The organism is Sphingomonas psychrolutea (assembly GCF_014636175.1).
GTDB lineage: Bacteria > Pseudomonadota > Alphaproteobacteria > Sphingomonadales > Sphingomonadaceae > Sphingomonas > Sphingomonas psychrolutea.
In genome coordinates this window covers 43,383-67,070 of the sequence record NZ_BMDW01000014.1, presented here as the reverse complement: position 1 = coordinate 67,070, position 23,688 = coordinate 43,383, and the positions used below count along the sequence as shown (strand labels likewise).

Here is a 23,688-nt window from a genome sequence, read left to right as displayed (position 1 = left end):
CGATGATCGGGCTGGTTCTCGTGACGCATGGTCGGCTGGCCGACGAATTCGTCACCGCGATGGAGCATGTCGTCGGCAAGCAGGAGCGCGTGGCGACGGTCAATATCGGCCCCGAGGACGATATGGAGGCGCGCCGCAACGACATTGCAGCGGCGATCGCGCGAGTCGATGACGGGCGCGGGGTGATCTTGCTGACCGATCTGTTCGGCGGGACCCCTTCCAACCTCGCCATCTCGCTGATGGAGCGCGGGCGGATCGAAGTTATTGCGGGGATCAATTTGCCGATGCTGATCCGACTCGAATCGGCGCGCAAGAAGATGAAGATCGTCGATGCCGTCGCCGCCGCGCGCGAGGCCGGACGGAAATACATTTCGGTCGCCTCCGAAGTGCTGGGCGAGGCTGCCGCTTGATGTCGGTGTTGCCCAAGGTCGAACGGCGCGTGCTCATTACCAACAAGCGCGGGCTGCATGCACGGGCGAGCGCGAAGTTCGTGACGCTGGCGGCGACGCAGCCGTGCGAAGTGCAGGTCGAAAAGGAAGGCGCCGGGTCGGTCACCGGTACATCGATCATGGGGCTGATGATGCTTGGCGCGGCGATGGGTGATACAATCACGATCTCGGCCGAGGGCGAGCATGCCGAGGCGGTGGTCGGAGCGCTATATGCGCTGGTCGAGGCGAAGTTTGGGGAAGACTAAGATCCCCCCTCCCGCTTGCGGGAGGGGTTGGGGGTGGGCGCGCGCTCTCAACGGTGCACCCGGTCGATAGCGCGCGCCCACCCCTCGATCCCCTCCCGCAAGCGGGAGGGGAGGAAGAAGAAGTAAATGCCCCGCGAAATCACCGCTTTCTCCAACCCGCTCATCAAACGCATCCGCAGCTTGCGCGAGAAGCGGCACCGCCGCGAGGAAGGGCTGTTCCTTGCCGAGGGGCTCCGCATCCTGACCGAGGCGCGCGAGGCGGGGCGAATTCCGCAATATCTGTTCTTCGCGCGCGACAGCGCGGCACATCCGCTGGTGCTCGCGCTCGTCGCCGCGGTCGAGGCGGCGGGGGGCGAGGCGATCGAGACGGTGCCCGACATCCTTTCCAAATTGTCGGGCAAGGACAATCCGCAGGCCGTGGTAGGCGTGTTTGCCGAATTCACCCGCACGCTCGACAGTCTCGATCGTTATAGCGCGAGCATCTGGCTGGTCGCCGAGCGGCTGCGCGATCCGGGTAATCTCGGCACGATCCTGCGCACCGGCGATGCGGTTGGCGCGGGCGCGCTGATCCTGATCGGCGAGTGCGTCGATCCCTTCTCGGTTGAGGCGGTGCGCGCGAGCATGGGGGCGTTGTTCACCGTGCCGGTCGTACAATGCGAATGGGCCGAGTTTCTGCCCTGGCTGCGCAGCGGGCCGGGGCAATTGGTCGGGCTGAGCCTCGATACCGAAACCGGATATCGCACCGCGAGCTACACCGCGCCGACCTTCCTGCTCACCGGGAATGAAGCGCAGGGCATGCCCGACGGCTATGCCGCGCAGTGCGATGTGCTGGTCAAGATCCCGATGCTGGGCAAGGCGGATAGCTTGAATGCGGCGGTGGCGACGGCGGTGATGGCATATGAAGTGCTTGGGCGCGAGTAAAGGAGCGTCTCGGTCGTCGACATGCCGCAATAGACGTGCCGCTTATCCCCGGCGAGATCGCGTTCGATCCTCGTAATCACGGGTTCGACCAGATCGCAGCGTTCTGCGGCGATGCCGCTAAGGCAGAGGCAACCGTCATGCTCCAGGCGATCGCCAGCGTGACGACCGATTTCGCTTCAGCGCGGATCATTTCAACTCTCCTGCTTCAGCCGCCTCTTGGGCCGGTGCCTCGATCAACGGCACCACCTCCCCGTACCGCGCCAACGCTTCAACCGGCGGCACGTCCTCGATCTCGCGCGCGCCGGTTTCGATGTTCAAATCTCGAAACTTGCGGGCCGTCACCAGCGCTCGACTCTCAAAAGACGAGACGAAGGCATTGTAATTGTTGACCGCGCTGGTCAGCCCGCCGCCGACCTTGCGCAAATCGCCCGCCGCCTTGGCGAGTCGGTCGTACAGCTCCTTGCCGAGCTCGCCGATCTGCCGTGCCTCTTTAGCAAGACGTTCCTGCCGCCACACCGAGGCGACGGTGCGGGCGATCGCCACCAGATTGGTCGGCGTCGCGAGCAGCACGCGCTTTTCGAAGGCGTAATTCCACAATTCATGATCGTGTTCGAGTGCTGCCGCGAGGAAATGTTCGCCGGGGACGAACATGATGACATAATCGGGCGCGTCGGCGAACTGGCTCCAATAGGCTTTGTTGCCGAGCCCGTTGATATGCGCGCGCATCGAGGCGGCGTGCGCGGCAAGGCCGACGGCGCGTTCGCCCTCGTCGACTGCACCGAACGCATCCTGATAGGCGTTCAAAGACACCTTGGCGTCGATGATTAGACTGCGCCCGCCGGGGATGGTGATGATCGCATCCGGGCGCAATCGCCCGCCCTCGTCGCCGCCCGACACCGAGACCTCGGTCTGGAAATCGGTATGTTCGGCAAGGCCACAGCTTTCGAGCACGTTCTTGAGCTGCTGCTCGCCCCAGCGCCCGCGCGATTTTGGCGCGTTGCGCAGCGAATTGACCAGCTTCGCGGCCTCGGTCGAGACCTTCTCCTGCCCGATCCGCATCGCCTCGATCTGGCCCTTGAGCTCGCTGAACGCGCCCTTGCGCTCGCTTTCGACGGCGGTCACGGCTTGCTCGTACTTCAGCAAGCGGTCGCTGACCGGCTGGAGCATCGATTTGAGGTTCTGACCTGCGGTTTCCTCCGATTGGCGGAAGCGCTCGTCAGCGCGTTTGAGGAAGCTTTCCTGCGCCTCGCTCAGCAATTTGTTCGAGACTTCGGCGAATTGCGTCGCAAGCACTTCTTTGGCGTGGAGCAACTCGGCGATCCGCGCCTCCTGCGTTTCGCGCACCATCTTCAGCCGCGCCTCGTCCGTCGCGCGCACCTCGGCGAGGCGGGTTTCGAATGCCGAACTGTGCGTCTTGAGCGCGGTGTTCTCCAGCCGCGCGACATCGCGTTCGTCGCGGATAGTGGCGAGATCGACGCGGAGTTGTTCGGCGGCCTTCGCGCGTTCCTCGGCGCCCGCAAGATCGACGATCGCGCGCTTGAAATCGGCCTCGCGGGCGGCCGCATCGGCGCGCGCCTGCGCTGCGCCGCGCCCGCCGAGGAACCAGCCGAGTGCGAGGCCGAGGACGAGCGCGACCAGGGCAGCAAGCAGCAACTCCATTACTTGGACTCGCCAAAGGTAACGAAGGTGCCGCCCTGTCGAACTACACGCGCGACGAAGCGAGCAGAAATGCGGGACGAAGCGAAGGGGTGCGGAGCGCGGTTTTCCATCAGGGGAACATAATTCGAACGGCGACCGTAGGACAGAGGAAAAAAGACGCGGCGCGCTTGTCGTGGGGCGGCCAGCGGTTAGGACTGTCGCCATGCTGACCGACATCGAAATCTCGCGCGCCGCCACTTTGCAACCGATTGGTGTCATCGCCGCCAGCGCGGGGATCCCGCCCGAAGCGGTCGAACCGTATGGGCATTTCAAGGCAAAGATCGACCTATCCGCCGTCCCCGCGCCGACCCAGCAGGGCAAGTTGATCCTGGTCACCGCGATCAACCCGACGCCAGCCGGAGAGGGCAAGTCGACCACCTCGGTCGGTCTCGCCGATGCGCTCAACCGCACCGGGCGGAAAACGATGCTCGCCTTGCGCGAACCGAGCCTCGGCCCGTGCTTCGGCACCAAGGGCGGGGCGACCGGCGGGGGTTACGCGCAAGTCGTGCCGATGGAGGATATCAACCTCCATTTCACCGGCGATTTCCATGCGATCACCTCGGCGCACAATTTGCTCGCGGCGATGATCGACAACCATGTCCATTGGGGCAATGCGCTCGACATCGATGTGCGGCGGATCGTGTGGCGGCGCGTGCTCGACATGAACGACCGGGCTTTGCGCGACATCGCGCAGTCGCTCGGCGGGCCGGCCAACGGTTTCCCGCGTGAGAGCGGGTTCGACATTACGGTTGCCTCCGAGGTGATGGCGATCCTGTGCCTGGCGAGCGACCTGCACGACCTGGAGGCAAGGCTCGGGCGGATTGTGGTGGCGTATTCGCGCGACAAACAGCCGGTGACGGCGCGCGATCTCAAGGCCGATGGCGCGATGGCGGTGCTGCTCGCGCAGGCGATCAAGCCCAATCTCGTCCAGACCTTGGAGGGCACGCCGGCGTTCGTTCATGGCGGACCGTTCGCCAATATCGCGCATGGCTGCAATTCGGTAATCGCGACGCGCGCCGCTTTGGGGCTGGCGGACTATGTCGTGACCGAGGCGGGGTTTGGGGCGGACCTGGGGGCGGAGAAGTTCTTCGACATCAAATGCCGCCAGGCCGGATTAAAGCCGGCGGCGGCGGTGATTGTCGCGACGGTGCGCGCGCTGAAGATGAACGGGGGTGTCGCCAAGGCCGATCTCGGCGCGCCCGATGCCGAGGCGGTGCGGCGCGGTGGCGTCAATCTGGCGCGGCATATCGAGAATGTGCGGAGTTTCGGCGTGGGCGTCGTGGTGGCGATCAACCGCTTCGACGGCGATACGGCGGAGGAAATCGCGGTGATCCAAGAGATCGCCGCCGCGCAGGGGTGCGAGGCGGTGCTATGCTCGCATTGGGCCGATGGTGGCGCGGGCGCGGTCGAGCTGGCGGAGAAGGTTGCGGCGCTGGCCGATGCGCCGTCGCACTTCGCGCCGCTTTATGCCGATGATCTGTCGTTGTTCGACAAGATCAATGCGATCGCGAGGCGCATCTACCGCGCCGAGGAAGTGGTTGCCGATCCGTCGGTGCTGGCGCAGCTCGCGCGGTTCGAGGCGGCGGGGTTCGGGCATTTGCCGGTGTGCATGGCCAAGACGCAGTACAGCTTCTCGACCGACCCGGCCAAGCTCGGCGCGCCGACGGGGCATGTCGTGTCGGTGCGCGAGGTGCGCCTCAGCGCTGGCGCGGGGTTCGTGGTGGCGATCTGCGGGGAGATCATGACGATGCCGGGATTACCGCGCGTGCCGGCGGCGGAGGGGATTCGGTTTGGGGCTCGGGGGGAGATCGAGGGGTTGTTTTGAGTTTCGCGCAAAGTGGTACTTTGCGCGAGCGGATCATCGGGCAGTCTGAACGAAATTCACGAGAACCTGATCGCCATCAGCCAAACCCGAAATGCACCAGACATTTGCGAAACCGCTGATAGCGGTCGGCTGAATATCCAGCTGATCGAGATGGAAGCGCGCATCGTTTGCAATCTCGGTCGAAGCGTCAGGGATGTCTTTTGATTGTTCGATACGATCGGCCCAAGCGCGGACTGCTCGCTCGATATCTTTTGCAGCGATCTGCGAGATGTACGTCCCGCCTCGAAAGTCGCAAATGGCGGTGAATAGAGCATCCTCGTCCACAATGTGCTCTCCTACTTCGTCACCCCGGCCTTGTGCCGGGGTCCACCAGGCGGCTTGGTGCGACGATATAATTATAAGCTAGCCATTGCGGCACGGTGGACCCCGGCACAAGGCCGGGGTGACGGTGGAAACAGTAAACACCCGGCCTTTAAGCCGCCTTACGCATCTTCGTCAGCTTCTTGAGCAGCATGTCGCGCTTGAGCTTCGAGATGTGGTCGATGAACAGCACGCCGTTCAGATGGTCGATCTCGTGCTGCAGGGCGGTGGCGAGCAGGCCGTCGAAATCGCCTTCATGCGCTTCGCCCTGTTCGTCGAGCCAGCGCGCGCGGCAGGCGGCGGGGCGTTCGACCTCGGCATATTGCTCGGGGATCGAGAGACAGCCTTCGCTGTAAAAATTGGTTTCATCGCTGACCGAGATCAGCTCGGGGTTGATATAGACCAGCGGGGTGCGGACGGCCTTGGCGTCTTCACCTTCCCCCACTGTTTCCTGCAGATCGATCACGACGATGCGCTGCTCGATCGCGACTTGCGTAGCCGCCAAGCCGATGCCGCGCGCATCGTACATTGTGTCGAACATGTCGGCGACGATCTTGCGCACCGAATCATCCACCACAGCAACGGGCTTGGCGACGGCGCGGAGGCCGGGGTGCGGGACTTCGAGGATTTCTAGGACAGCCATGGTTGCGAGCTAGGAAAGCGCGGCGGGCGCGTCAAGGTTTGAAGAAGAAGGGGTTCACGCGAAGGGCGCGAAAGACGCGAAGGCCGCGAAGAGACGAAGAAGGTTGGTTCGCGCGGAGGCGCGGAGGACGCGGAGGTGGTTCGTTTGGGGAGATCGCCCGCGTTGGCGGGCAACGGAGAGATTGCGGCTACCGCTTTGAAAGAGCCGCTGCGCGGCAGGAGAACCCCTGCTACCTTCTTCTCCGCGACCTCCGCGTCTCCGCGCGAACCAACCTTAACTCACCGGCTGCCGCGCGCGCAGCGCCTGCGCCAAAGTCCCCTCGTCCAGATAATCGAGCTCACCTCCCACCGGCAGGCCGTGCGCGAGTTGCGTGATCCGCACCGGGAAGCGCTCGATCCGCTCGGCGATGTAATGCGCGGTGGTCTGGCCTTCGAGCGTCGCGTTCATCGCCAGCACGACCTCGTCGATTCCACCCTCCGATATGCGTCGCACCAGCGAATCGATCGCAAGATCCTCGGGCCGTACGCCCTCCAGCGCCGACAGCCGACCGCCCAGCACATGGAAGCGCCCCGGAAACAGCCGCGAGCGGTCGAGCGCCCATAAATCGGCCACTTCCTCCACCACGCACAGCGCGCGGGCGTCGCGGCGCGGGTCGGCGCACACGCCACACGGGTTGGTCGTATCGATATTGCCGCATATCGAGCAGGTTGAGAGCCGTTCTTCGACCGCCATCAACGCGTTGAGCAACGGCCCCAGCGCCGCCTCGCGCTTCTTGAGCAAATGCAGCACCGCACGCCGCGCCGACCTTGGGCCGAGACCGGGGAGCCGGGCGAGCGCGGTGGTGAGCGCTTCGATTTCGGGAGAGGCCATAAGGCAGAGATAGGCGACCCTACACCATTCGTCACCCCGGCCTTGTGCCGGGGTCCACGGCGCCGCCAAGGCGGCCCTCGATATCTGCCGACGGAGCAAGCGGCACGGTGGATCCCGGCACAAGGCCGGGATGACGGGAACGGGGTTGTTTTTGTGCCGCTCGAATCGCAAAGCCTCCCCCATGAAAATCATCTTCATGGGGACGCCCGACTTTTCGGTGCCGGTGCTGCAGGCGCTCGTCGATGCCGGGCATGACGTCGTGGCGTCATACAGCCAGCCACCGCGCCGTGCCGGGCGCGGCAAGGCGTTGACGCCATCGCCGGTGCAGGCGCGCGCCGACGCGCTGGGGGTTGCCGTGCGTACGCCGCTCACGCTGCGCGACCCAGAGGCACAGGCGGAATTCGCCGCTTTCGCAGCGGATATCGCGGTGGTCGCGGCTTATGGCCTGATCCTGCCGCGCGCGGTGCTGGAGGCGCCGGTGCGCGGGTGCCTCAACGTCCACGCCTCGCTGCTGCCGCGCTGGCGTGGCGCGGCGCCGATCCAGCGCGCGATCCTGGCCGGGGATGCCGAGACGGGGGTTTGCATCATGCAAATGGAGGCGGGGCTGGATACCGGGCCGGTGCTGTTGCGCGAGGCGACGCCGATTGCGAGCAAGACGGCCGGGGTGTTGACCGACGAATTGAGCGCGATGGGCGCGCGGTTGATGGTGCAGGTGCTGGCGGACTTCGACGGGTATCTGCCCGAGGTGCAGCCCGAGGAGGGCGTCACCTATGCCGCGAAGATCGACAAGGCCGAGGCGCGGCTCGATTTCTCGCAAAGCGCCGAGGCGGTCGAGCGGCAGGTATGTGCGTTCAATCCGGTGCCGGGGGCGTTTTTCGAGGTGGCGGGAGAGCGGGTGAAGGTGCTTGCGGCTCAATCCTTCCCCGGCGATGGCCGGGGCCCAGTAATGGGCGGCCCGCAACTGGGCCCCGGCCTTCGCCGGGGAAGGGTTGTGGATGAAGTGCTGCTAATTTCCTGCGGGACCGGCGCGATCCGGCCCACGCTGCTGCAACGCGCGGGGCGCGGCGTCATGACGACGGCCGACCTCCTGCGCGGCTTCCCGATCCCAGCCGGAACGCAGCTTTGACGCGCTTTGCGCTGAGCATCGAATATGACGGCCGCCCGTTCGTCGGCTGGCAGCGGCAGGACAACGGGCCGAGCGTGCAGGCTGCGATCGAACGCGCCGTCCATGCGATTACCGGCGAAGGCGTCGCGGTGCAGGCCGCCGGGCGGACCGATGCCGGGGTGCATGCGCTGGGGATGCGCGCGCATGTCGATATCGAACGGGCGCTGACGCCGTTCCGGCTGATGGAAGCGCTCAACGCGAAGCTGCGGCCCGATCCGGTCGCGATTATCGGCTGCGAGATCGTATCCGAGGCGTGGCATGCGCGGTTTTCGTGCGTCGCCCGGCATTACGAATATCGCATCGTCACGCGCCGTGCGCCGCTCACCTGGGAGCGAGGGCTGGCGTGGCGGGTCGCGGTGCCGCTGGATGCGGCGGCGATGGCGGCGGGCGCGGCGCGGCTGGTCGGGCGGCATGACTTCACGACGTTTCGTTCGGCACATTGCCAGGCCGATAGCCCGCTGCGCACGCTCGACCGGCTCGATGTCGTTGCGGAGGGCGAGCGGATCAGCGTGTTCGCCTCGGCGCGGTCGTTCCTGCATCATCAGGTGCGATCGATGGTCGGGTGCCTGTCACTGGTCGGGCAAGGCAAATGGTCGCCCGACGATATGGCCAAGGCGCTGGCGGCGCGTGACCGGGCGGCGTTGGGGCTAAATGCCCCGCCGGATGGGTTGTATTTCCTGCGGGCGGATTATCCTGATCCTGCGTGAAAAATGATCTCGCACAAAGACACTAAGACACGAAGAAGTAGCGTTTAAACTTCTTGCTTTGTGTCTTCGTGCGAGTTCGTCTTCGTTGACGCGGCAGAGTCGATCAAGTTCGGCGGAAACGTCCGGCAAGTTCGACATGCGTTGACCAGCGGAATTGGCCGACCGGCTGGACCCAATCGAGCGTGTATCCGCCTTTACACAGAATATCCGTATCGCGCGCGAAGCTGCTGGGATTGCACGATACATAAGCAATGATCGGCACGTTCGAGGCCGCCAGTTGCGAAATTTGCTCCTTCGCCCCGGCGCGCGGCGGATCGAGGATGATCGCGTGGAACCGGTCGCATTCGGCCGCGGTCAGCGGACGGCGGAACAGGTCGCGATGTTCGGCGAACACCGCGCGCCCGGCGCGTGCGGCCCCGGCCTGCAGCGCCAGGACCACGTCGCGCCCCGCTTCGGCCGCATAGACCTTGCCCGGCAGCGACAGTGCGAAGGTGCCAAGGCCAGCGAACAGGTCGGCGCAGACGGTTGCGCCCCCGACCGCTTCCTTTACTGCTGCCACAAGGGCGCCCTCGCCTTCCCGCGTCGCTTGCAGGAACGACCCCGCGGGGAATGGCACCGCGACGCCGCCAAGGGTGATCGTCACGCCGTCGGGCTCCCAGCGTGTTTCGGGGCCGATCCCGTCGTCGATCGCCAGCCGCGCGATCTGGTTGGCTAGGCAGAAGGCGGTTACCGCCTCGATTGCCGCCAAGCCGTCGGCGATCTTGCCCTCGATCAGCACGTCGACGCCCTGGTCGATCTCGGTGAGATGGATGCGCGCGCGGCCCTTGAGCACGCGCGCGAGCAGTTTGCGCAAGGGCGCGATGACGGCGAACAACGCCGGCGTCAGGATCCAGCAGTCGCGCAAATCGACGATATTGTGGCTCGCGCCCTCGCTGAAACCGAGCGTGACTGCCCCGCCCTTGGACTCGGCTTGGAGCGCGGCGCGGCGGCGCGTGCGGGGTGGCGAGAGCGCGGGCGGGCGGATCGGCGCAGCGACGCCCTGTGCGGCGAGCGCGCCGGTGATACGGTCAGTGAGAAAGGCGGCATAGCTCTCGTCATCGAGATGCTGAAGCTGACACCCGCCGCATTGCGGGAAGTGGCGGCATGGCGGCGCCTGTTGGTGCGGGCCGGGGAGGACGATGTTTTCGGGAGTCAGCGTGTCGCCGGGCGCGGCGAAGGCGGCGTGGCGGCCGTCGGCGGTCACGCCTTCGCCGCGCGCGGCGACGCGGACGATGAGGTCGCTCATCGCGAGGCTCGCACGGCGGAGAGTTCGCGCGCAAGATCGTCGGCGATGAATGCCCCGCCGAGGCGACGCGCGGCCTCGGCGTGCATCCAGACGGCGGCTTCTGCCGCACCAAAGGGTGCGCTGAACAGCGTCGCACCCAAAATCCCTGCCAGCACATCGCCGGTGCCCGCCGTGGACAACCACGGGCTACCCGCCAGCGCGACGTTGGTGTGTCCGTTGGGGTGCGCGATGACGGTGTCAGGCCCCTTGAAGACAACCGTGGCCCCGGAATGGCGCGCGGCGGCGCGCGCCGCCGCGATCTTTGAGCCGGTCCACGCACCGAACAGCGCCTTGAACTCACCCGCATGGGGCGTGAGGAACACGCGCCGGTCGCGATCAACGATTGTCGCGCGGTGCCGGAAGATCGCGAAGTGGCGCTCCTCAAGCAAGTGCAGCGCATCGCCGTCGATCACGATCGGCCTTTCGGACGCAATGGCGGCATCGAGCTTCGCTACGGCAGCGTCGTCCCGACCGAGGCCTGGCCCGATCACGATCCCGACCTTGGGTTTACCGGCGATAGCTGCGGTCAGCGCTTGGGGAGACCAGTCGCGCTGGACGACGGCATGGGGCATCGCGGTCCCCGGTTCGGCGAACAGCAGGCCGTAGCCCGCCCCGGCGCGCATCGCCGATTGGACCGCTAGCGCCGCCGCGCCAGGCATCGCGCCGCCGATCACCACGACCATACCGCGACTATATTTGTGGTCTGCGGCTTGCAGCGCGAATAGCGGGGGGCGCGCAATCACTTGGTCTGCACTGACGTTCTCGCGCGGCGATCCGATGTGATCGAGCCCAAGCCCGATATCGAGCAGCCGGACCGCCCCGCACACGCTGGCCGCGGGTTGCAGGACATGCGCGGGTTTGAGTGCGCCGAGCGCGAGCGTCAGGCTGTAGTGCGGCAGTGAAAGCGGATTAAGTTCGGCACCAGTGTCGGTGTCGACGCCGCTCGGAAGATCGACCGCGACGGACAGGCGCGCGCATTGGACCAGCGCGTTGATGGTCCGCGCAACGTCGTCGTCAAGCGGGCGGGACAGGCCCGTGCCGAACACCGCCTCCACGACGACCGGACTGATATCGTGCTGTTCGAGCGGCGCGTCGGGGAAACGCTCAACCGCCCCGGCCCACGCCGCCCGCGCGGCACTGGCTGCCTCGGTCTTAGGCTCCCCCAGCGCCCCGACGCGCACCTCAACTCCATTCTGGCGCAGCACCCGCGCCGCGACATAGCCGTCGCCGCCGTTATTCCCCGGCCCGCACAGCACCAGAACCGGGCTTCCCGCCGCCAATCGCCGCACCGCCTCCGCCACGCCAGCCCCTGCGCGGTCCATCAGGCTCTCGACGCTCGCCCCATCGGCAATTGCGCGATCTTCCGCCGCGCGCATCTGGGCGGCGGTCAGGATCGGCTGTCCTTCGATCGGCGTCATGACGCTTTCGCAGGCTTGCCCTTGACGGTGGCGGGCAGGCGGTAGCGGTCGCCGCCGAGCGCGACTTCGATCTCGCCCGTGCCGATGATGGTGACCGTCGCGCGCTCCGCGCCATCGGCGGCGATCACACCGCGCCCGTCTTTCGTCACCAGCAAGCGGTGGAACGCCCCGTCGGGGTGGCGCACGGTCAGAAGCAGCCCGGCATCGCTATCGGCGCGATCGATCGTGCAGGTGCGCGCAAAATCGTTCGATCCGCGCTGCGCGCAGACGATGTTGCCGCTGTCATCCTGCGTCTTGCGCTGTTCGGCCTCGACCTTGGCGAGCGTCGCTGTGTCGGTGCGCTGTTCTCCGCATGCCGCGAGGGCAAGCAGCAGGACCGCGCTAAATATCCGCATAGACATGAGTTTCGGCCGCTGCTCCCGGATGCGTGACCGCGCCCTTATAGGCGGGGCCGACCGTCTGGGAATAGCGCCACAGCGCGCCCGACTGGTAATCGTTCGTCCGATGCGTCCATGCGGCGCGGCGCACGGCGAGGACGTCCTCGGGCACGTCGAGGTCGATCGTCCCGGCCTCGGCATCGATCCGGATCGTGTCGCCATCCTCGATCAGCGCAATCGGCCCGCCATCGGCCGCCTCGGGCCCGACATGGCCGATGCAAAAGCCGCGCGTCGCGCCCGAAAAGCGTCCGTCGGTGATCAGCGCGACCTTCTCGCCGAGGCCGAGGCCGTAGAGCGCGGCGGTGGTCGAGAGCATCTCGCGCATGCCGGGGCCGCCTTTGGGGCCTTCATAGCGGATGACGATCACTTCGCCTTCGTTGATCGAACGCGCCTCGACTGCGGCGAAGCAATCCTCCTCGCAATCGAACACGCGCGCCGGGCCGGTGAATTGGAGGCGGTGCATCCCGGCGACCTTGACGATCGCGCCATCGGGTGCGAGCGACCCGCGCAAGCCGACGACGCCACCGGTCGAGCTGATCGGCGTTTTGACGTCGTAAATGACCTTTTGATCGGGGTTCCAGGTGACTTGATCGATATTCTCGCCGAGCGTCTTGCCGGTGACGGTCAGGCAATTGCCGTCGAGGAAACCGCCGCCGAGCATCGTCTTCATCAGCATGTAGACGCCGCCCGCTTCATACATGTCCTTCGCGACATATTGGCCGCCGGGTTTGAGATCGGCGATGTACGGCGTCGATTTGAACGCCTCGGCAACGTCGAACAGATCGAATTCGATCCCCGCTTCGCTCGCCATGGCGGGCAGATGCAGCGCGGCATTAGTCGATCCACCGGTCGCCGCGACCACGCGCGCGGCGTTGACGAAGGCGGCGCGGGTGCAAATGTCGCGCGGGCGGATGTTGCGTTCGAGCAATTCCATCACTTGATAGCCCGCCGCGACCGCAATCTGTTCGCGCGTCGAATAAGGAGCGGGCACCATGTTGCTGTTCGGCAGCGATAATCCGATCGCCTCGCCGACGCACGCCATGGTGTTGGCGGTGAATTGTCCGCCGCACGCGCCGTGACCGGGACAAGCGACCTTTTCCATCTCGTGCAATTCGCTGATCGGGCACGTCCCCGCCGCAAAGCGTCCGACCATTTCGAACACGTCGACGACGGTAATGTCCTTATCCTCGTAGCGACCGGGCAGGATCGATCCGCCATAAACGAAGATGCTCGGGATATTGAGCCGCAGCATCGCCATCATCATGCCGGGTAGCGATTTGTCGCATCCGGCAAAGCCGACCAGCGCATCATAGCAATGCCCGCGCACAGACAGCTCGACCGAATCGGCGATCACCTCACGGCTGACGAGCGAGGATTTCATCCCCTGATGCCCCATCGCGATGCCGTCGGTGACGGTGATCGTGTTGAAGCGGCGCGGCATGCCGCCGTTCTGGATCACGCCACCGCGCGCCGCATCGGCTTGTACATCGAGCAGCGTGTTGCACGGCGCGCTGTCATTCCCGGCGCTGGCGAGCGCGACGAACGGGCGGCCGATTTCCTCCTCGGTCAGGCCCATCGCGTAATAATAGCTGCGGTGCGGAGCGCGTTCGGGGCCGACCGACACGTGGCGGCTGGGCAAGCGGGATTTGTCGAAGCGGTTGGTCATGGCGACAGCCTATGTCGCCAATCGATGATTCGACGCAAGTCTGTTGCGATTTTGCCGGCAATCGGTGCGGTGCGGAAGCGTAGGGACGGCGAAGTTCCCCCCACCGTCCCGCAGCTTGGATGGCGCACGAGGGGACCGTGGACCACCGGCGAGCGCTCCGCTGGGGGCGGCGGACTCGTTCGGATTGAACACAGCAAGACCGGGGCCAATGGGAGTTTCCCGCGGTATCTGGGGAAGTTCGCCGATCGATCGTCCCGCGGTGGGACGCGAAAGTGTTACGCGAGTCGCGTTTCGAGACACCACCAGCTGGGCTGCGCAGCGCGGATTCGCGCGGCTGCGGCGGCGCGATCGGCCGCGCTGGCATAGAGTGCGAAGCAGGTGGCGCCCGACCCGGACATGCGCGCGAGGATCGGGTTACCCCCGCCCAGCTCCGTCAACACGTCGTCGATCACAGGCGCGAGGCGGCGCGCGGGGGCTTCCAGATCGTTGCGCCCGGCAAGCGCCAGCGACAACGCGTCGCCATCGGGCATCGCCCCGCGGTCGACACCGTCCCAGCCCTTGAACACCGCGGCGGTCGACACCGCGACGCCGGGATTGACGAGCAGCGTCGGCATACCAACCGGCCCGTCGAGCGGATGGAGCCGTTCGCCCCGCCCCTCCCCCAACGCGGTCCGGCCAAGCAGGCAGGCCGGGACATCCGACCCGAGCGCGGCGGCGAGGTCGAACAGGCGCGGATCGTCGAGCCGAATCGCATTGGCCTTGGCCAGCGCGCGCAGCGCTGCCGCCGCATCGGCCGAGCCCCCGCCGATGCCCGACGCCACGGGGAGGTGCTTGTCGAGGGTGAAGGCACCGATTTCGGGCAGGCTGAACGCCGTCGCAAAGGCACGGGCGGCGCGAAGGATGAGGTTGTCGCCCTCGCCGCTTAGCCCGGCGGCGAACGGGCCGGTGATGGCGAGTGACAATGGGCCGGGCGCGAGCGTCACCGTGTCGCCGTCCACGACGAACGCGAACAGCGTTTCGAGCTCGTGATAGCCATCCGCGCGGCGCGCGCGGACGTGGAGCGCGAGGTTGATCTTGGCGGGGGCGAGTTCGGTGATCATTGGGCGCGCCTTCCAAAAAACGCTTTCCCGGCGAAGGAGTGAAGGGTCGGATCGTCCCCCGGACGATCCTTGAACATGCGGGGCATGTTCAACCCTTCACTGGCCCAGAGGTGACCGGCGTGTTGGCGAAGACAGCGCTTCATTGCAGCAACCTCGGCGACTGGGCCCCGGCCTTCGCCGGGGAAGGGCGGAGCGGGGTGATGCATCGCGCTACATGTTGGGATAATTGGGGCCACCCCCACCTTCGGGCACCACCCAATTGATGTTCTGCGTCGGGTCCTTGATGTCGCACGTCTTGCAATGGACGCAATTCTGCGCGTTGATCACGAACTTCGGGTCGCCGGTTTCCTCGCCGACAATCTCGTACACGCCCGCCGGGCAATAGCGCTGCGCTGGCTCGTCATACATCGGCAAATTGTAAGTCACCGGAACATCCGGGTCCTTCAGCGTCAAATGGACTGGCTGATCCTCCTCATGATTGGTGTTCGAGATGAACACCGAGGAAAGTCGGTCGAAGGTCAGCACGCCGTCGGGCTTGGGATAGGCGATCTTGGCGACCTGATCCTTCCGCCGGAGGCTTTCATGATCGGGATGGTGCTTCATCGTGAAGGGCATTTTCAGCCCGAAATATTCGAGCCACATAACGATGCCCGAAAGCACCGTGCCGATCACCTCGCCGAACTGCTTGACCAACGGCACGACGTTGCGAACGATCGACAGCTCCTTGTACAGCCACGATGCCTCGAACGCCTGGGGATAGGCGGCGAGCTCGTCGTGCTGGCGCTGCGCCAGGATCGCGTCGGCGGCGGCTTCGGCGGCCATGATGCCCGATTTCATCGCGCCGTGCGTGCCCTTGAGGCGCGGCACGTTGAGGAAGCCCGCCGAACAACCGATCAAGGCACCGCCCGGGAACACCAGCTTCGGAATCGACTGCAACCCGCCGTCATTGATCGCGCGCGCGCCATACGACACGCGCTTGCCGCCCTTCAGGATCGACGCGATCTCGGGATGCGTCTTCCAGCGCTGCATTTCATGGAACGGCGACAAATGCGGGTTCGAATAATTGAGCCACGTCACGAAGCCGAGACTGACTTGCCCATTGGCCTGATGATACAGCCACGATCCGCCATTGGCATCGGCGCCGAGCGGCCACCCTTGCGTGTGGATGACGCGGCCGGGGTGATGCAGCGCGGGATCGATGTCCCACAATTCCTTAATCCCGATGCCATAGACTTGCGGCTGCGCATCCTTGGCGAGATCGAAGGTGCGGATCAGCTGCTTGGTCAGATGGCCGCGCACGCCTTCGGCGAGGAAGGTATATTTGGCGTGGATTTCGAGCCCCGGCGTATAATCGGGCTTGTGCGTACCGTCACGCGCCACGCCCATATCGCCGGTCGCGACGCCCTTCACGCTGCCGTCGTCATTGTAGAGGATCTCGGCGGCAGCGAAGCCCGGGAAGATCTCGACGCCCAGCTCCTCTGCCTGCGTCGCGAGCCAGCGGCACAGATTGCCGAGGCTGCCGGTATAGGTGCCCTTATTGTGCATGAACGGCGGCGTGATGAAATGCGGCAGCGTGAACTTGCCCTTGGGTGTCAGGACCCAATGCAGATTCTCGGTCACCGGAACCTCGGCGAGCGCGCAGGCCCCGCCTGGACGATTGGGGTCGCGCCAATCGGGGATCAGTTCGTCGAGCGACTTCGGATCGATCACCGCGCCCGACAGGATATGCGCGCCGACTTCGGAGCCCTTTTCGAGCACGCAGACCGAAATCTCCGCGTCTTTCGCTGCGGCCATCTGTTTCAGCCGGATTGCCGCCGAAAGGCCGGCCGGGCCCGCACCCACGATGACAACGTCATAGGGCATGGACTCACGGTGGTTTTCACCCCCAGATTCATAGCTGCTCACGTCTCGTCTCCATCGGGGACGCCGCGTGCGCTTGCTCGTCGCGTGCGCGGCACGTCCTGTCCATCTGCGCGTGCCAGCGAATTGACCTTGGCGTCAACATGCTAGCTAAAGAGAGATATGGGGGCTGACCAGAATATCGAGTGGCAATGGGCCGCGGCGAGTGCGCTCGAATGGTGGCGCGACGCAGGCGTTGATACGCTGATCGACGAGGTGCCGCGCGATTGGACCGCTGTACCACCCCCTCCCCCCGAACCACCCCGGCGGCGCAGTGGCGCGCAAGCCGTAGCGGAAATCCTGGTAGTGCCGCTGCCCGACACGCTTGCCGCGTTCGTTGCTTGGCGGTGTGGTCCCGATGCGCCCGAGGCAGGATGGGCGGGCACGCCGATTGCCGCGACCGGTGATCCGGCCGCCGACATTATGATCCTCGTCGATCTGCCGGATCGCGAAGATTGCGACTCGGGCGTGTTGCTGAGCGGTGCGGCCGGACGGCTGTTCGATCGCATGCTCGCCGCGATCGGGCGCAACCGCGATTCGGTCTATCTCGCGCCGATGTGCAGCATGCGACCGCTCAGCGGTCGGATCGCGCCGGAAATCGAGGCGCGTCTGGTCGAGGTGGCGCGGCATCATGTCGCCTTGGTCGCGCCCAAACGCTTGCTCTTACTGGGTAATGCGCCAAGCCGTGCGGTGACCGGGACGGACGTGGCGCGGGCGCGCGGAAGTTTACAGACGATTAACCTAGAATGTGGGAAGACCTCTGTGTCGGTCGATGTGGTGGCCAGTTTCCATCCGCGGCTGCTGCTCGAACGCCCCGCCGAAAAGGCCCGTGCGTGGAAGGATTTACAGATGCTGATCGCAGGACTTCACGCATGACGTTGAAAATCGCTGGTCTGGTCGCCTTATCGTTGGTCGTGCCGGTCGCCGCGCAGGCGGCGGGCGAACCGCCAGCCTCGGCGCAGACCGCGCCGCGCGACACCATTCCGGCGCAGCTCGACCCCGAACAGCGCGCCGGATATCGCGCGGTCTTCGCCAGCATCCGCGCGCAAAAATGGCAGGATGCGCAATTGCAACTCGCCGCGCTCAAGCCGGGGCCGCTCCACGCAATCGCCCGCGCCGAACTTCTCACCGCCAAGGGATCGCCCAAGGCCGAGCTCGATCCACTCGCCAAATTGCTCGCCGAGGCCCCCGAACTGCCGCAGGCGCGGCAGATTCTGACGATGGCCGCATCGCGCGGCGGGGTTGGCTTGCCGCCGCTCCCCGAAGCGCGCGCGCTGACCTGGATCGACGGTGCGCCGGCGCGCAAGCGCGCGAAAAGCTTTGGCAATGGCGACATGCTTGCGGTCGAACTCGCGTTGAAGATGCAGCCCTTCATCAAGGCCGATAGCGGGAGCGAAGCGCAGGCCTTGCTCGAAGCGACGCAAGGGCTTTCGCCCGAATCGGTTACCGAGTGGCAACGCAAGATCGCGTGGATCTACTTCCTTGCCGGCGACGACAATAATGCCCGCGCGATGGCGGCCAAGGCCGGGACCGGCACGGGCGATTTCGCGGTCGAAGCGGTGTGGGTCGGCGCGCTGGCGGCGTGGCGGCAACAGGATTGCGCGGCAGCCGGCACCGCCTTCGAATCGGTCGCGGCGCGCGCCGGCGACACCGATTTGCGCGCGGCCGGCCTGTACTGGGCGGCGCGCGCCGACATGCAGTGCGCCCGGCCTGATCGGGTCGAGGGGCGGCTCAAGACCGCCGCACAATATCGCGAGACGTTTTACGGCCTGCTGGCGCGTCAGGCGCTGGGAATTAAGGAACCCGTCACGCGTGCGATCGCGGTATCGGCCACAAGCGACTGGCAGACGCTCGCGCGCCGCCCGAATATCCGTGTCGCGGCAGCGCTCGCCGAAATCGACGAAAATGCGCTGGCCGACGAAGTGATCAAGCAACAGGCGCGGATCGGCGATCCGGCAGAATATCCGGCGCTCGTCCGGCTGACCGCGGCGCTCGACTTGCCGAGCACGCAGGTGTGGCTGTCGCATAACGGCCCGGTTGGCGCGACGCCGCCGATCGAGGCGCGCTTCCCCGCGCCAAACTGGACCCCCGATGGCGGCTGGCGCGTCGACAAGGCATTGGTGTTCGCGCACACACTGCAGGAATCGCGCTTTCGCACCGATGTCGTGAGCCCGGCCGGGGCGTATGGCCTGATGCAGGTGATGCCGCGCGCCGCGACCGACATCGCGCGTAAGCAGGGCCGCAGCTTCGATCGCAGTGCCTTGTCGCGGCCCGGCACCAATTTCGAGGTCGGGCAAAGCTATCTCGAGCAATTGCGCGACCAGCATTGCACCGACGGCCTGCTGCCCAAGGTGATCGCGGCCTACAATGCCGGGCCGGGGCCGGTCGAGGCGTGGAATGCGGTTGCGCGCGATGGCGGCGATCCGTTGCTGTACATCGAGTCGATCCCCTATTGGGAAACGCGCGGCTACGTCACCACCGTGTTGCGCAATTATTGGGTCTATGAAGCGCAGACCGGCAAGCCCGCCTCGGTCAGCCGTGCGGCCCTGTCGCAAGGGCTGTGGCCGCGCTTTCCGGGGCTCGCCGGGCCGACTTCGGTGCGGCTGACCTCGCATTCGCGCGGACAATCGCTTGCCAGCGTGAACTGAGCATCGTGCCGATTGACGAGAGCGCCGTATTCCTTCCGGTGCGGATCGCAGTGTTGACCGTGTCCGACACGCGGGGGCTGGCCGAGGATCGCTCGGGCGACACGCTCGTCGCACGGTTGACTGCGGCGGGGCATGTGCTGGCGGCGCGCGAGATCGTGCGCGACGAGGTGGCGCTGATCGTCGCGACGCTGCATCGCTGGATCGACGACCCTGAGATCGACTGCATCATCACCACCGGCGGCACCGGTGTGACCGGGCGCGACGTGACGCCCGAAGCGATCGAACAGGTCGCCGACAAAATGATTCCCGGCTTCGGCGAGCTGTTCCGCTGGCTCAGCTTCCAGACGATTGGCACGTCGACCGTGCAATCCCGCGCGTGTGCCTGCGTCACGCGCGGTACCTATATTTTCGCGCTGCCCGGATCGACCGGCGCGGTGAAAGACGGGTGGGACGGCATATTGGCGAGCCAGCTCGATAGCCGCCACAAGCCCTGCAACTTCGTCGAACTGATGCCGCGGTTGCGGGAGCGGTGACGCATGACCAGCCGGTGCTCCACGCGGGTCGTCGCTGGATCGTCGGCTGCCTGGTCGTTCTTGGCGGGGTGACCCTGTTCTACGCCGGCATTCTGTTGGGGCAGCAACACGCCACCACCGCAGAGCCGGCGAAGCGAGCTCCCGGCATGGCCCGCGCATCGACAAAACCGCTAGTCCGCAATGTCTTCTCGCCGTCGGTCATTGCCGACCCGTACGTTCTCGACGAGCAGCGCAAGGTGGTCGAGGCGCTCGAACGCGCGTGCGAGCACCAACGCCGGAATTGTGCGACCGCGCACGACGCTCGCGCCTATCTCGACTCGCACCGGTAACTGCGGCGATCATCCCTCGGTTTGCATCGCCGCCAGTTCATGTCCGGCCACATCGAGGAAATGAAAGCGCCGTCCGCCGGGGAAGGCAAAGATCGGTACCGTGATGTCACCGCCTGCCGCCCGGACCTTCGCTTCTACCGCCTCGAGATCGTCTACTTCGATCACCGGAAGCACTTGTGCGGTCCACTGGCTCTGATCGCCATTCAATCCGAGATCGGTGTCGCCCGACGTCGTCGCGCTATAGTCCGGTCCGAAATCTGTAAAACCGAAGTCGAACGCCGCGGCATAAAATGCCTTCGACGCCGCGACGTCGCTGACCGGAAGTTCCAGATAATTCAGCCGCGCCATTGATCGCTCCCGCCAATTGTTCTTGTTACGTTCTCACAAATCCGGTAATGCCTGTCAATGGCCGATAAACGCCCCCAGCGCGGCGCGACGCTCAACCGCGAGAGCAACCGCTTCAATCTGCCCGAACGCACCGCGGATGGCGACTGGCTCGACGATCAGGCCGGGATCGACGGCGCGCCGCCGCGCTTGCGCACCAGCGTGACGGTTGAGCGCGCGCGGACGATCATCAGTCGCAACACATCGCCCGACATCGGCTTCGACCGGTCGATCAACCCGTATCGCGGGTGCGAGCATGGCTGCATCTATTGCTTTGCGCGGCCCACGCATGCGTTTCACGATCTGTCGCCGGGGCTCGATTTCGAGAGCAAGTTGTTCGCCAAACCCGATGCCCCGGCCCTGCTTCGTGCTGAGCTCGCCAAGCGTGGGTATAGTGCGCAACCGATCGCGTTTGGCACCAATACCGATCCGTATCAGCCGATCGAGGCCGAATGGCGCATCACGCGCGGCTGTATCGAGGTGCTCAGCGATACCGACCATCCGCTGACGATCACGACGAAATCCGACCGCGTCTTGCATGATATCGATCTGCTCGCCGCGATGGCGGCAAAGGGGCTCGCGGCAGTTGCGCTGTCGATCACGTCGCTCGATCCGCGCATCGCCATGACGCTCGAACCGCGCGCGCCCACGCCCGAACGCCGGCTGGCGGCGGTGCGCAAGCTGGTGGCAGCGGGGATTCCGACGCACGTTTCGATCGCACCGGTGATCCCCGCCATCACCGATCACGAGATTGAACATCTGGTCGAACGCGCGGCCGAGGCCGGCGCGCGCTCGGTCTCGTTTATCCCGGTGCGGTTGCCGTGGGAGGTGGCACCGCTGTTCCGCGCCTGGCTCGACGCGCATTTTCCCGATCGTGCGGGCAAGGTCATGGCGATCATCGGCGCGATCCGCGACGGGCGCGACAATGATCCGGGCTTCTTCACCCGGATGCGCGGCAGCGGGCCGTGGGCGGATTTACTCCGGACACGCTTTCAGATCGCGTGCCGTAAACATGGGCTGAACCGCGAGCGCATCGTCTTGCGTAGCGACCTGTTCCGGCCACCCGAAGGGCCACAGGGGGAGTTGTTTGGCTGAGGGATCGCGCCCGGGCAGACGACGGCGCAGCGTGACTCGGAGTCGGACCGAGCTTTTGCTAGGGCAGCGGGCATGAGCCGCATCAAGCACACTATGCCGCCGCGCGATGATCTCGAACGCTTGATCGACGCGCACGGGCATTTGACGATCCGCGCGACCCCCAATGCGGGGACGAACGCGATCCGCCTGCCTGCCATGGGCGCGCCCGGCGTGGTGAACGTGCGGACGACCGTGACGCCGGAGGATGGCAAGGCTAATGACGCAGTGCTGGCCTTGCTCGTCAAGGCGCTGGGTTGCCCGCGCTCCGCGCTCACCCTGGTGCGCGGGGCGACGGCGCGCGACAAGGTCATCCATATCGCGCGCTAACGCCGCCGGTCAGGCCGCCGCGAGGACATGATCCTTGAAGCGCGCGCGCAGCTCGGTCTTCAATAGTTTGCCGGTCGCGGTGTGGGGCAAATCTTCGACGAACACGATCTCCTCGGGCAGCCACCATTTGGCGACATGCTGGCTCAGATGCGCGGTGATCTCAGCCGGCGTCACCGCGCTTCCGGGCTTGCGCACCACGATCAGCAACGGCCGCTCGTCCCATTTGGGGTGATAGATGCCGATCGCCGCCGCCTCGGCGACGCCGGGACAGCCGATTGCGGCATTTTCCAGATCGACCGAGGAAATCCACTCGCCGCCCGATTTGATGACGTCTTTGGCGCGGTCGGTAATCTGCATCGTGCCATCGGTGTGGAGTACCGCCACGTCGCCGGTATCGAACCATTGATCGGCATCGACCGCATCGGCTTCGGCACGGAAATAGCGCTTCACCACCCATGGCCCGCGCACTTGCAGGCGACCGGAGCTTAGCCCGTCGCGCGGCAGCACGACGTCGTCGTCATTGACCACTTGCAGCTCGATGCCGAACGGGATCTGGCCTTGCTTGCCGACATGGTCGAGCTGCGCTTCATGCGTCATCTCGCCCCAATGCGGCGGCGGGAAGCCAGCGGTGCCGATCGGCGAGGTCTCGGTCATGCCCCACAAATGCTTGACGGTGACACCCATGCCCATGATCCGCTCGATCATCGCGCGCGGCGCGGCCGATCCACCGATCGTGACCTGTTCGAGGAAGCGCGGCACTTCGCCGGTTGCATCGATATGGCCGAACATCGCGAGCCACACGGTCGGCACCCCGGCGGTATGCGTGACCTTTTCCTGGTTCATCAAGCGGCACAGCACCGCCGCATCGTTGACTTGCGCATAGACGCATTTCGCGCCCGACAGCGCGCAGGCGAAGGGCAGCCCCCAGGATGCGGCGTGGAACATCGGCACCACGGGGAGCACCACCGCGCTTGGGCTGAGGTTGAAGATCCACGGCGCGACTTCGGCCATCGCGTGGATCACGGTCGAGCGGTGTTCGTAGAGCACGCCCTTGGGGTTGCCCGTCGTCCCGCTGGTATAGCACAGCATGCACGGATCGCGCTCGGGTCCCTCGACCCAAGCATAGTCTCCGCTTTCGGCCGCGATCAAATCTTCAAACTGACCGTCATCGAAACACACATAATGGTCGATGCTGGTCCATTGCGATTTCAACCGGTCGACCAGCGGCTGGAACTGTTTATCGTACAACAGCACGCGGTCTTCGGCATGGTTGGCGATATAGACGAGTTGCTCGTCGAACAGGCGCGGGTTGATCGTGTGGATCACCCCGCCCATGCCGATCGCGCCATACCAGGCGACGAGATGGCGGCTGTGGTTCATCGCCAGCGTGGCGACGCGGTCGCCGGGCTTCAGCCCGAGCCGTTCGAACGCCTGCGCCAATTTTCGGGCATCGCGTGCGATCCCAGCCCAATCGGTGCGAGTCTCGGTCGCGTCCGCCCAATAGGTGACGATTTCACGCGCGCCATGCTCACGCGCGGCATGATCGAGTAGCCGCGGCACCCGCAATTCGAAATCCTGCATTCCGCCGAGCATTACCGTCTTCTCC

Annotated in this window: 24 protein-coding genes; 12 read left to right on the top strand and 12 right to left on the bottom strand. The window is 65.6% G+C overall.

Going from position 1 to position 23,688, the window contains the following annotated elements; translation table 11 throughout:
* The first annotated feature begins 2 nt into the window (after window positions 1-2).
* From IEV62_RS12095 to IEV62_RS12085, 3 genes are all read left to right on the top strand, one after another.
* Window positions 3-410, top strand: coding sequence for a PTS sugar transporter subunit IIA (locus tag IEV62_RS12095; RefSeq protein WP_188447802.1), 408 nt, complete (start codon window positions 3-5; stop codon window positions 408-410).
* Window positions 410-694, top strand: coding sequence for an HPr family phosphocarrier protein (locus IEV62_RS12090; RefSeq protein WP_188447800.1), 285 nt, complete (start codon window positions 410-412; stop codon window positions 692-694). Before IEV62_RS12095 ends, IEV62_RS12090 begins: the two co-directional genes overlap by 1 nt.
* 126 nt (window positions 695-820) lie before the next feature.
* Complete coding sequence (locus tag IEV62_RS12085; protein WP_188447798.1) at window positions 821-1,615, top strand: TrmH family RNA methyltransferase; 795 nt, start codon at window positions 821-823, stop codon at window positions 1,613-1,615.
* A 186-nt stretch (window positions 1,616-1,801) separates the two neighbouring features.
* Here the strand turns inward: IEV62_RS12085 and IEV62_RS12080 are convergent, their stop codons facing one another.
* A complete protein-coding gene (locus tag IEV62_RS12080) occupies window positions 1,802-3,274 on the bottom strand; it encodes a DNA recombination protein RmuC (RefSeq protein WP_188447796.1) in 1,473 nt (490 codons plus the stop codon).
* 202 nt (window positions 3,275-3,476) lie between these two features.
* Between IEV62_RS12080 and IEV62_RS12075 the strand changes: the two genes are divergently transcribed.
* The gene (locus tag IEV62_RS12075) at window positions 3,477-5,138 is read left to right on the top strand and encodes a formate--tetrahydrofolate ligase (RefSeq protein ID WP_188447794.1); all 1,662 of its coding nucleotides are present in this window, start codon (window positions 3,477-3,479) and stop codon (window positions 5,136-5,138) included.
* Window positions 5,139-5,171: 33 nt separating this feature from the next.
* On the opposite strand, the gene IEV62_RS12070 is transcribed toward IEV62_RS12075, so the two are convergent.
* The 3 genes from IEV62_RS12070 to recR form a co-directional block, all read right to left on the bottom strand.
* Window positions 5,172-5,462, bottom strand: a complete 291-nt coding sequence (locus tag IEV62_RS12070; protein ID WP_188447792.1) for a hypothetical protein — start codon at window positions 5,460-5,462, stop codon at window positions 5,172-5,174.
* Between the two features lie 148 nt (window positions 5,463-5,610).
* Entirely contained in the window at window positions 5,611-6,141 is a 531-nt protein-coding gene (gene def, locus IEV62_RS12065) for a peptide deformylase (RefSeq protein WP_188447790.1), read from the bottom strand.
* Between the two features lie 273 nt (window positions 6,142-6,414).
* Window positions 6,415-7,011 (bottom strand): recombination mediator RecR, encoded by a 597-nt coding sequence (gene recR / locus IEV62_RS12060; protein ID WP_188447788.1) that lies wholly within the window; start codon window positions 7,009-7,011, stop codon window positions 6,415-6,417.
* 181 nt (window positions 7,012-7,192) lie between these two features.
* Between recR and fmt the strand changes: the two genes are divergently transcribed.
* Window positions 7,193-8,137, top strand: coding sequence for a methionyl-tRNA formyltransferase (fmt, locus tag IEV62_RS12055; RefSeq protein WP_188447786.1), 945 nt, complete (start codon window positions 7,193-7,195; stop codon window positions 8,135-8,137).
* Entirely contained in the window at window positions 8,134-8,883 is a 750-nt protein-coding gene (gene truA, locus IEV62_RS12050; RefSeq protein WP_188447784.1) for a tRNA pseudouridine(38-40) synthase TruA, read from the top strand. The genes fmt and truA overlap by 4 nt, the downstream gene beginning before the upstream one ends.
* Before the next feature lie 103 nt (window positions 8,884-8,986).
* Here the strand turns inward: truA and IEV62_RS12045 are convergent, their stop codons facing one another.
* The 6 genes from IEV62_RS12045 to IEV62_RS12020 all read right to left on the bottom strand — a co-directional run bounded on the left by IEV62_RS12045 (window position 8,987) and on the right by IEV62_RS12020 (window position 16,691).
* Window positions 8,987-10,168 (bottom strand): class I SAM-dependent RNA methyltransferase, encoded by a 1,182-nt coding sequence (locus IEV62_RS12045; RefSeq protein ID WP_188447782.1) that lies wholly within the window; start codon window positions 10,166-10,168, stop codon window positions 8,987-8,989.
* Window positions 10,165-11,625 carry an NAD(P)H-hydrate epimerase gene (locus IEV62_RS12040; RefSeq protein ID WP_188447780.1) on the bottom strand — a complete coding sequence of 487 codons (1,461 nt, stop codon included), beginning with the start codon at window positions 11,623-11,625 and terminating at the stop codon, window positions 10,165-10,167. The genes IEV62_RS12045 and IEV62_RS12040 overlap by 4 nt, the downstream gene beginning before the upstream one ends.
* The gene (locus IEV62_RS12035; protein WP_308510976.1) at window positions 11,622-12,020 is read right to left on the bottom strand and encodes a hypothetical protein; all 399 of its coding nucleotides are present in this window, start codon (window positions 12,018-12,020) and stop codon (window positions 11,622-11,624) included. Before IEV62_RS12035 ends, IEV62_RS12040 begins: the two co-directional genes overlap by 4 nt.
* Complete coding sequence (gene ilvD / locus IEV62_RS12030) at window positions 12,007-13,728, bottom strand: dihydroxy-acid dehydratase (protein ID WP_188447776.1); 1,722 nt, start codon at window positions 13,726-13,728, stop codon at window positions 12,007-12,009. The genes IEV62_RS12035 and ilvD overlap by 14 nt, the downstream gene beginning before the upstream one ends.
* A 275-nt stretch (window positions 13,729-14,003) precedes the next feature.
* Window positions 14,004-14,828, bottom strand: coding sequence for a 4-(cytidine 5'-diphospho)-2-C-methyl-D-erythritol kinase (locus IEV62_RS12025; protein ID WP_188447774.1), 825 nt, complete (start codon window positions 14,826-14,828; stop codon window positions 14,004-14,006).
* A 210-nt stretch (window positions 14,829-15,038) separates the two neighbouring features.
* Complete coding sequence (locus tag IEV62_RS12020; protein WP_188447772.1) at window positions 15,039-16,691, bottom strand: electron transfer flavoprotein-ubiquinone oxidoreductase; 1,653 nt, start codon at window positions 16,689-16,691, stop codon at window positions 15,039-15,041.
* A 159-nt stretch (window positions 16,692-16,850) separates the two neighbouring features.
* Between IEV62_RS12020 and IEV62_RS12015 the strand changes: the two genes are divergently transcribed.
* The 4 genes from IEV62_RS12015 to IEV62_RS12000 are packed head-to-tail and all read left to right on the top strand — an operon-like array spanning window position 16,851 to window position 20,237.
* The gene (locus tag IEV62_RS12015; RefSeq protein ID WP_188447770.1) at window positions 16,851-17,603 is read left to right on the top strand and encodes a uracil-DNA glycosylase; all 753 of its coding nucleotides are present in this window, start codon (window positions 16,851-16,853) and stop codon (window positions 17,601-17,603) included.
* Window positions 17,600-19,375, top strand: a complete 1,776-nt coding sequence (locus IEV62_RS12010) for a lytic transglycosylase domain-containing protein (protein WP_188447768.1) — start codon at window positions 17,600-17,602, stop codon at window positions 19,373-19,375. Before IEV62_RS12015 ends, IEV62_RS12010 begins: the two co-directional genes overlap by 4 nt.
* A gap of 5 nt (window positions 19,376-19,380) precedes the next feature.
* Window positions 19,381-19,908, top strand: coding sequence for a molybdenum cofactor biosynthesis protein B (gene moaB / locus IEV62_RS12005; RefSeq protein ID WP_188447766.1), 528 nt, complete (start codon window positions 19,381-19,383; stop codon window positions 19,906-19,908).
* A complete protein-coding gene (locus IEV62_RS12000) occupies window positions 19,905-20,237 on the top strand; it encodes a hypothetical protein (protein ID WP_188447765.1) in 333 nt (110 codons plus the stop codon). Before moaB ends, IEV62_RS12000 begins: the two co-directional genes overlap by 4 nt.
* Before the next feature lie 9 nt (window positions 20,238-20,246).
* Here IEV62_RS12000 and IEV62_RS11995 read toward each other — a convergent pair whose 3' ends face one another.
* Window positions 20,247-20,585, bottom strand: a complete 339-nt coding sequence (locus IEV62_RS11995) for a VOC family protein (RefSeq protein WP_188447763.1) — start codon at window positions 20,583-20,585, stop codon at window positions 20,247-20,249.
* A 57-nt stretch (window positions 20,586-20,642) separates the two neighbouring features.
* On the opposite strand from IEV62_RS11995, the gene IEV62_RS11990 reads away from it, so the two are divergent.
* Window positions 20,643-21,716, top strand: coding sequence for a PA0069 family radical SAM protein (locus IEV62_RS11990; RefSeq protein ID WP_188447761.1), 1,074 nt, complete (start codon window positions 20,643-20,645; stop codon window positions 21,714-21,716).
* Window positions 21,717-21,788: 72 nt separating this feature from the next.
* A complete protein-coding gene (locus IEV62_RS11985; RefSeq protein ID WP_188447759.1) occupies window positions 21,789-22,082 on the top strand; it encodes a DUF167 domain-containing protein in 294 nt (97 codons plus the stop codon).
* A 9-nt stretch (window positions 22,083-22,091) separates the two neighbouring features.
* Here IEV62_RS11985 and IEV62_RS11980 read toward each other — a convergent pair whose 3' ends face one another.
* The gene (locus IEV62_RS11980) at window positions 22,092-23,675 is read right to left on the bottom strand and encodes a long-chain fatty acid--CoA ligase (protein ID WP_188447757.1); all 1,584 of its coding nucleotides are present in this window, start codon (window positions 23,673-23,675) and stop codon (window positions 22,092-22,094) included.
* Between the last annotated feature and the right edge of the window lie 13 nt (window positions 23,676-23,688).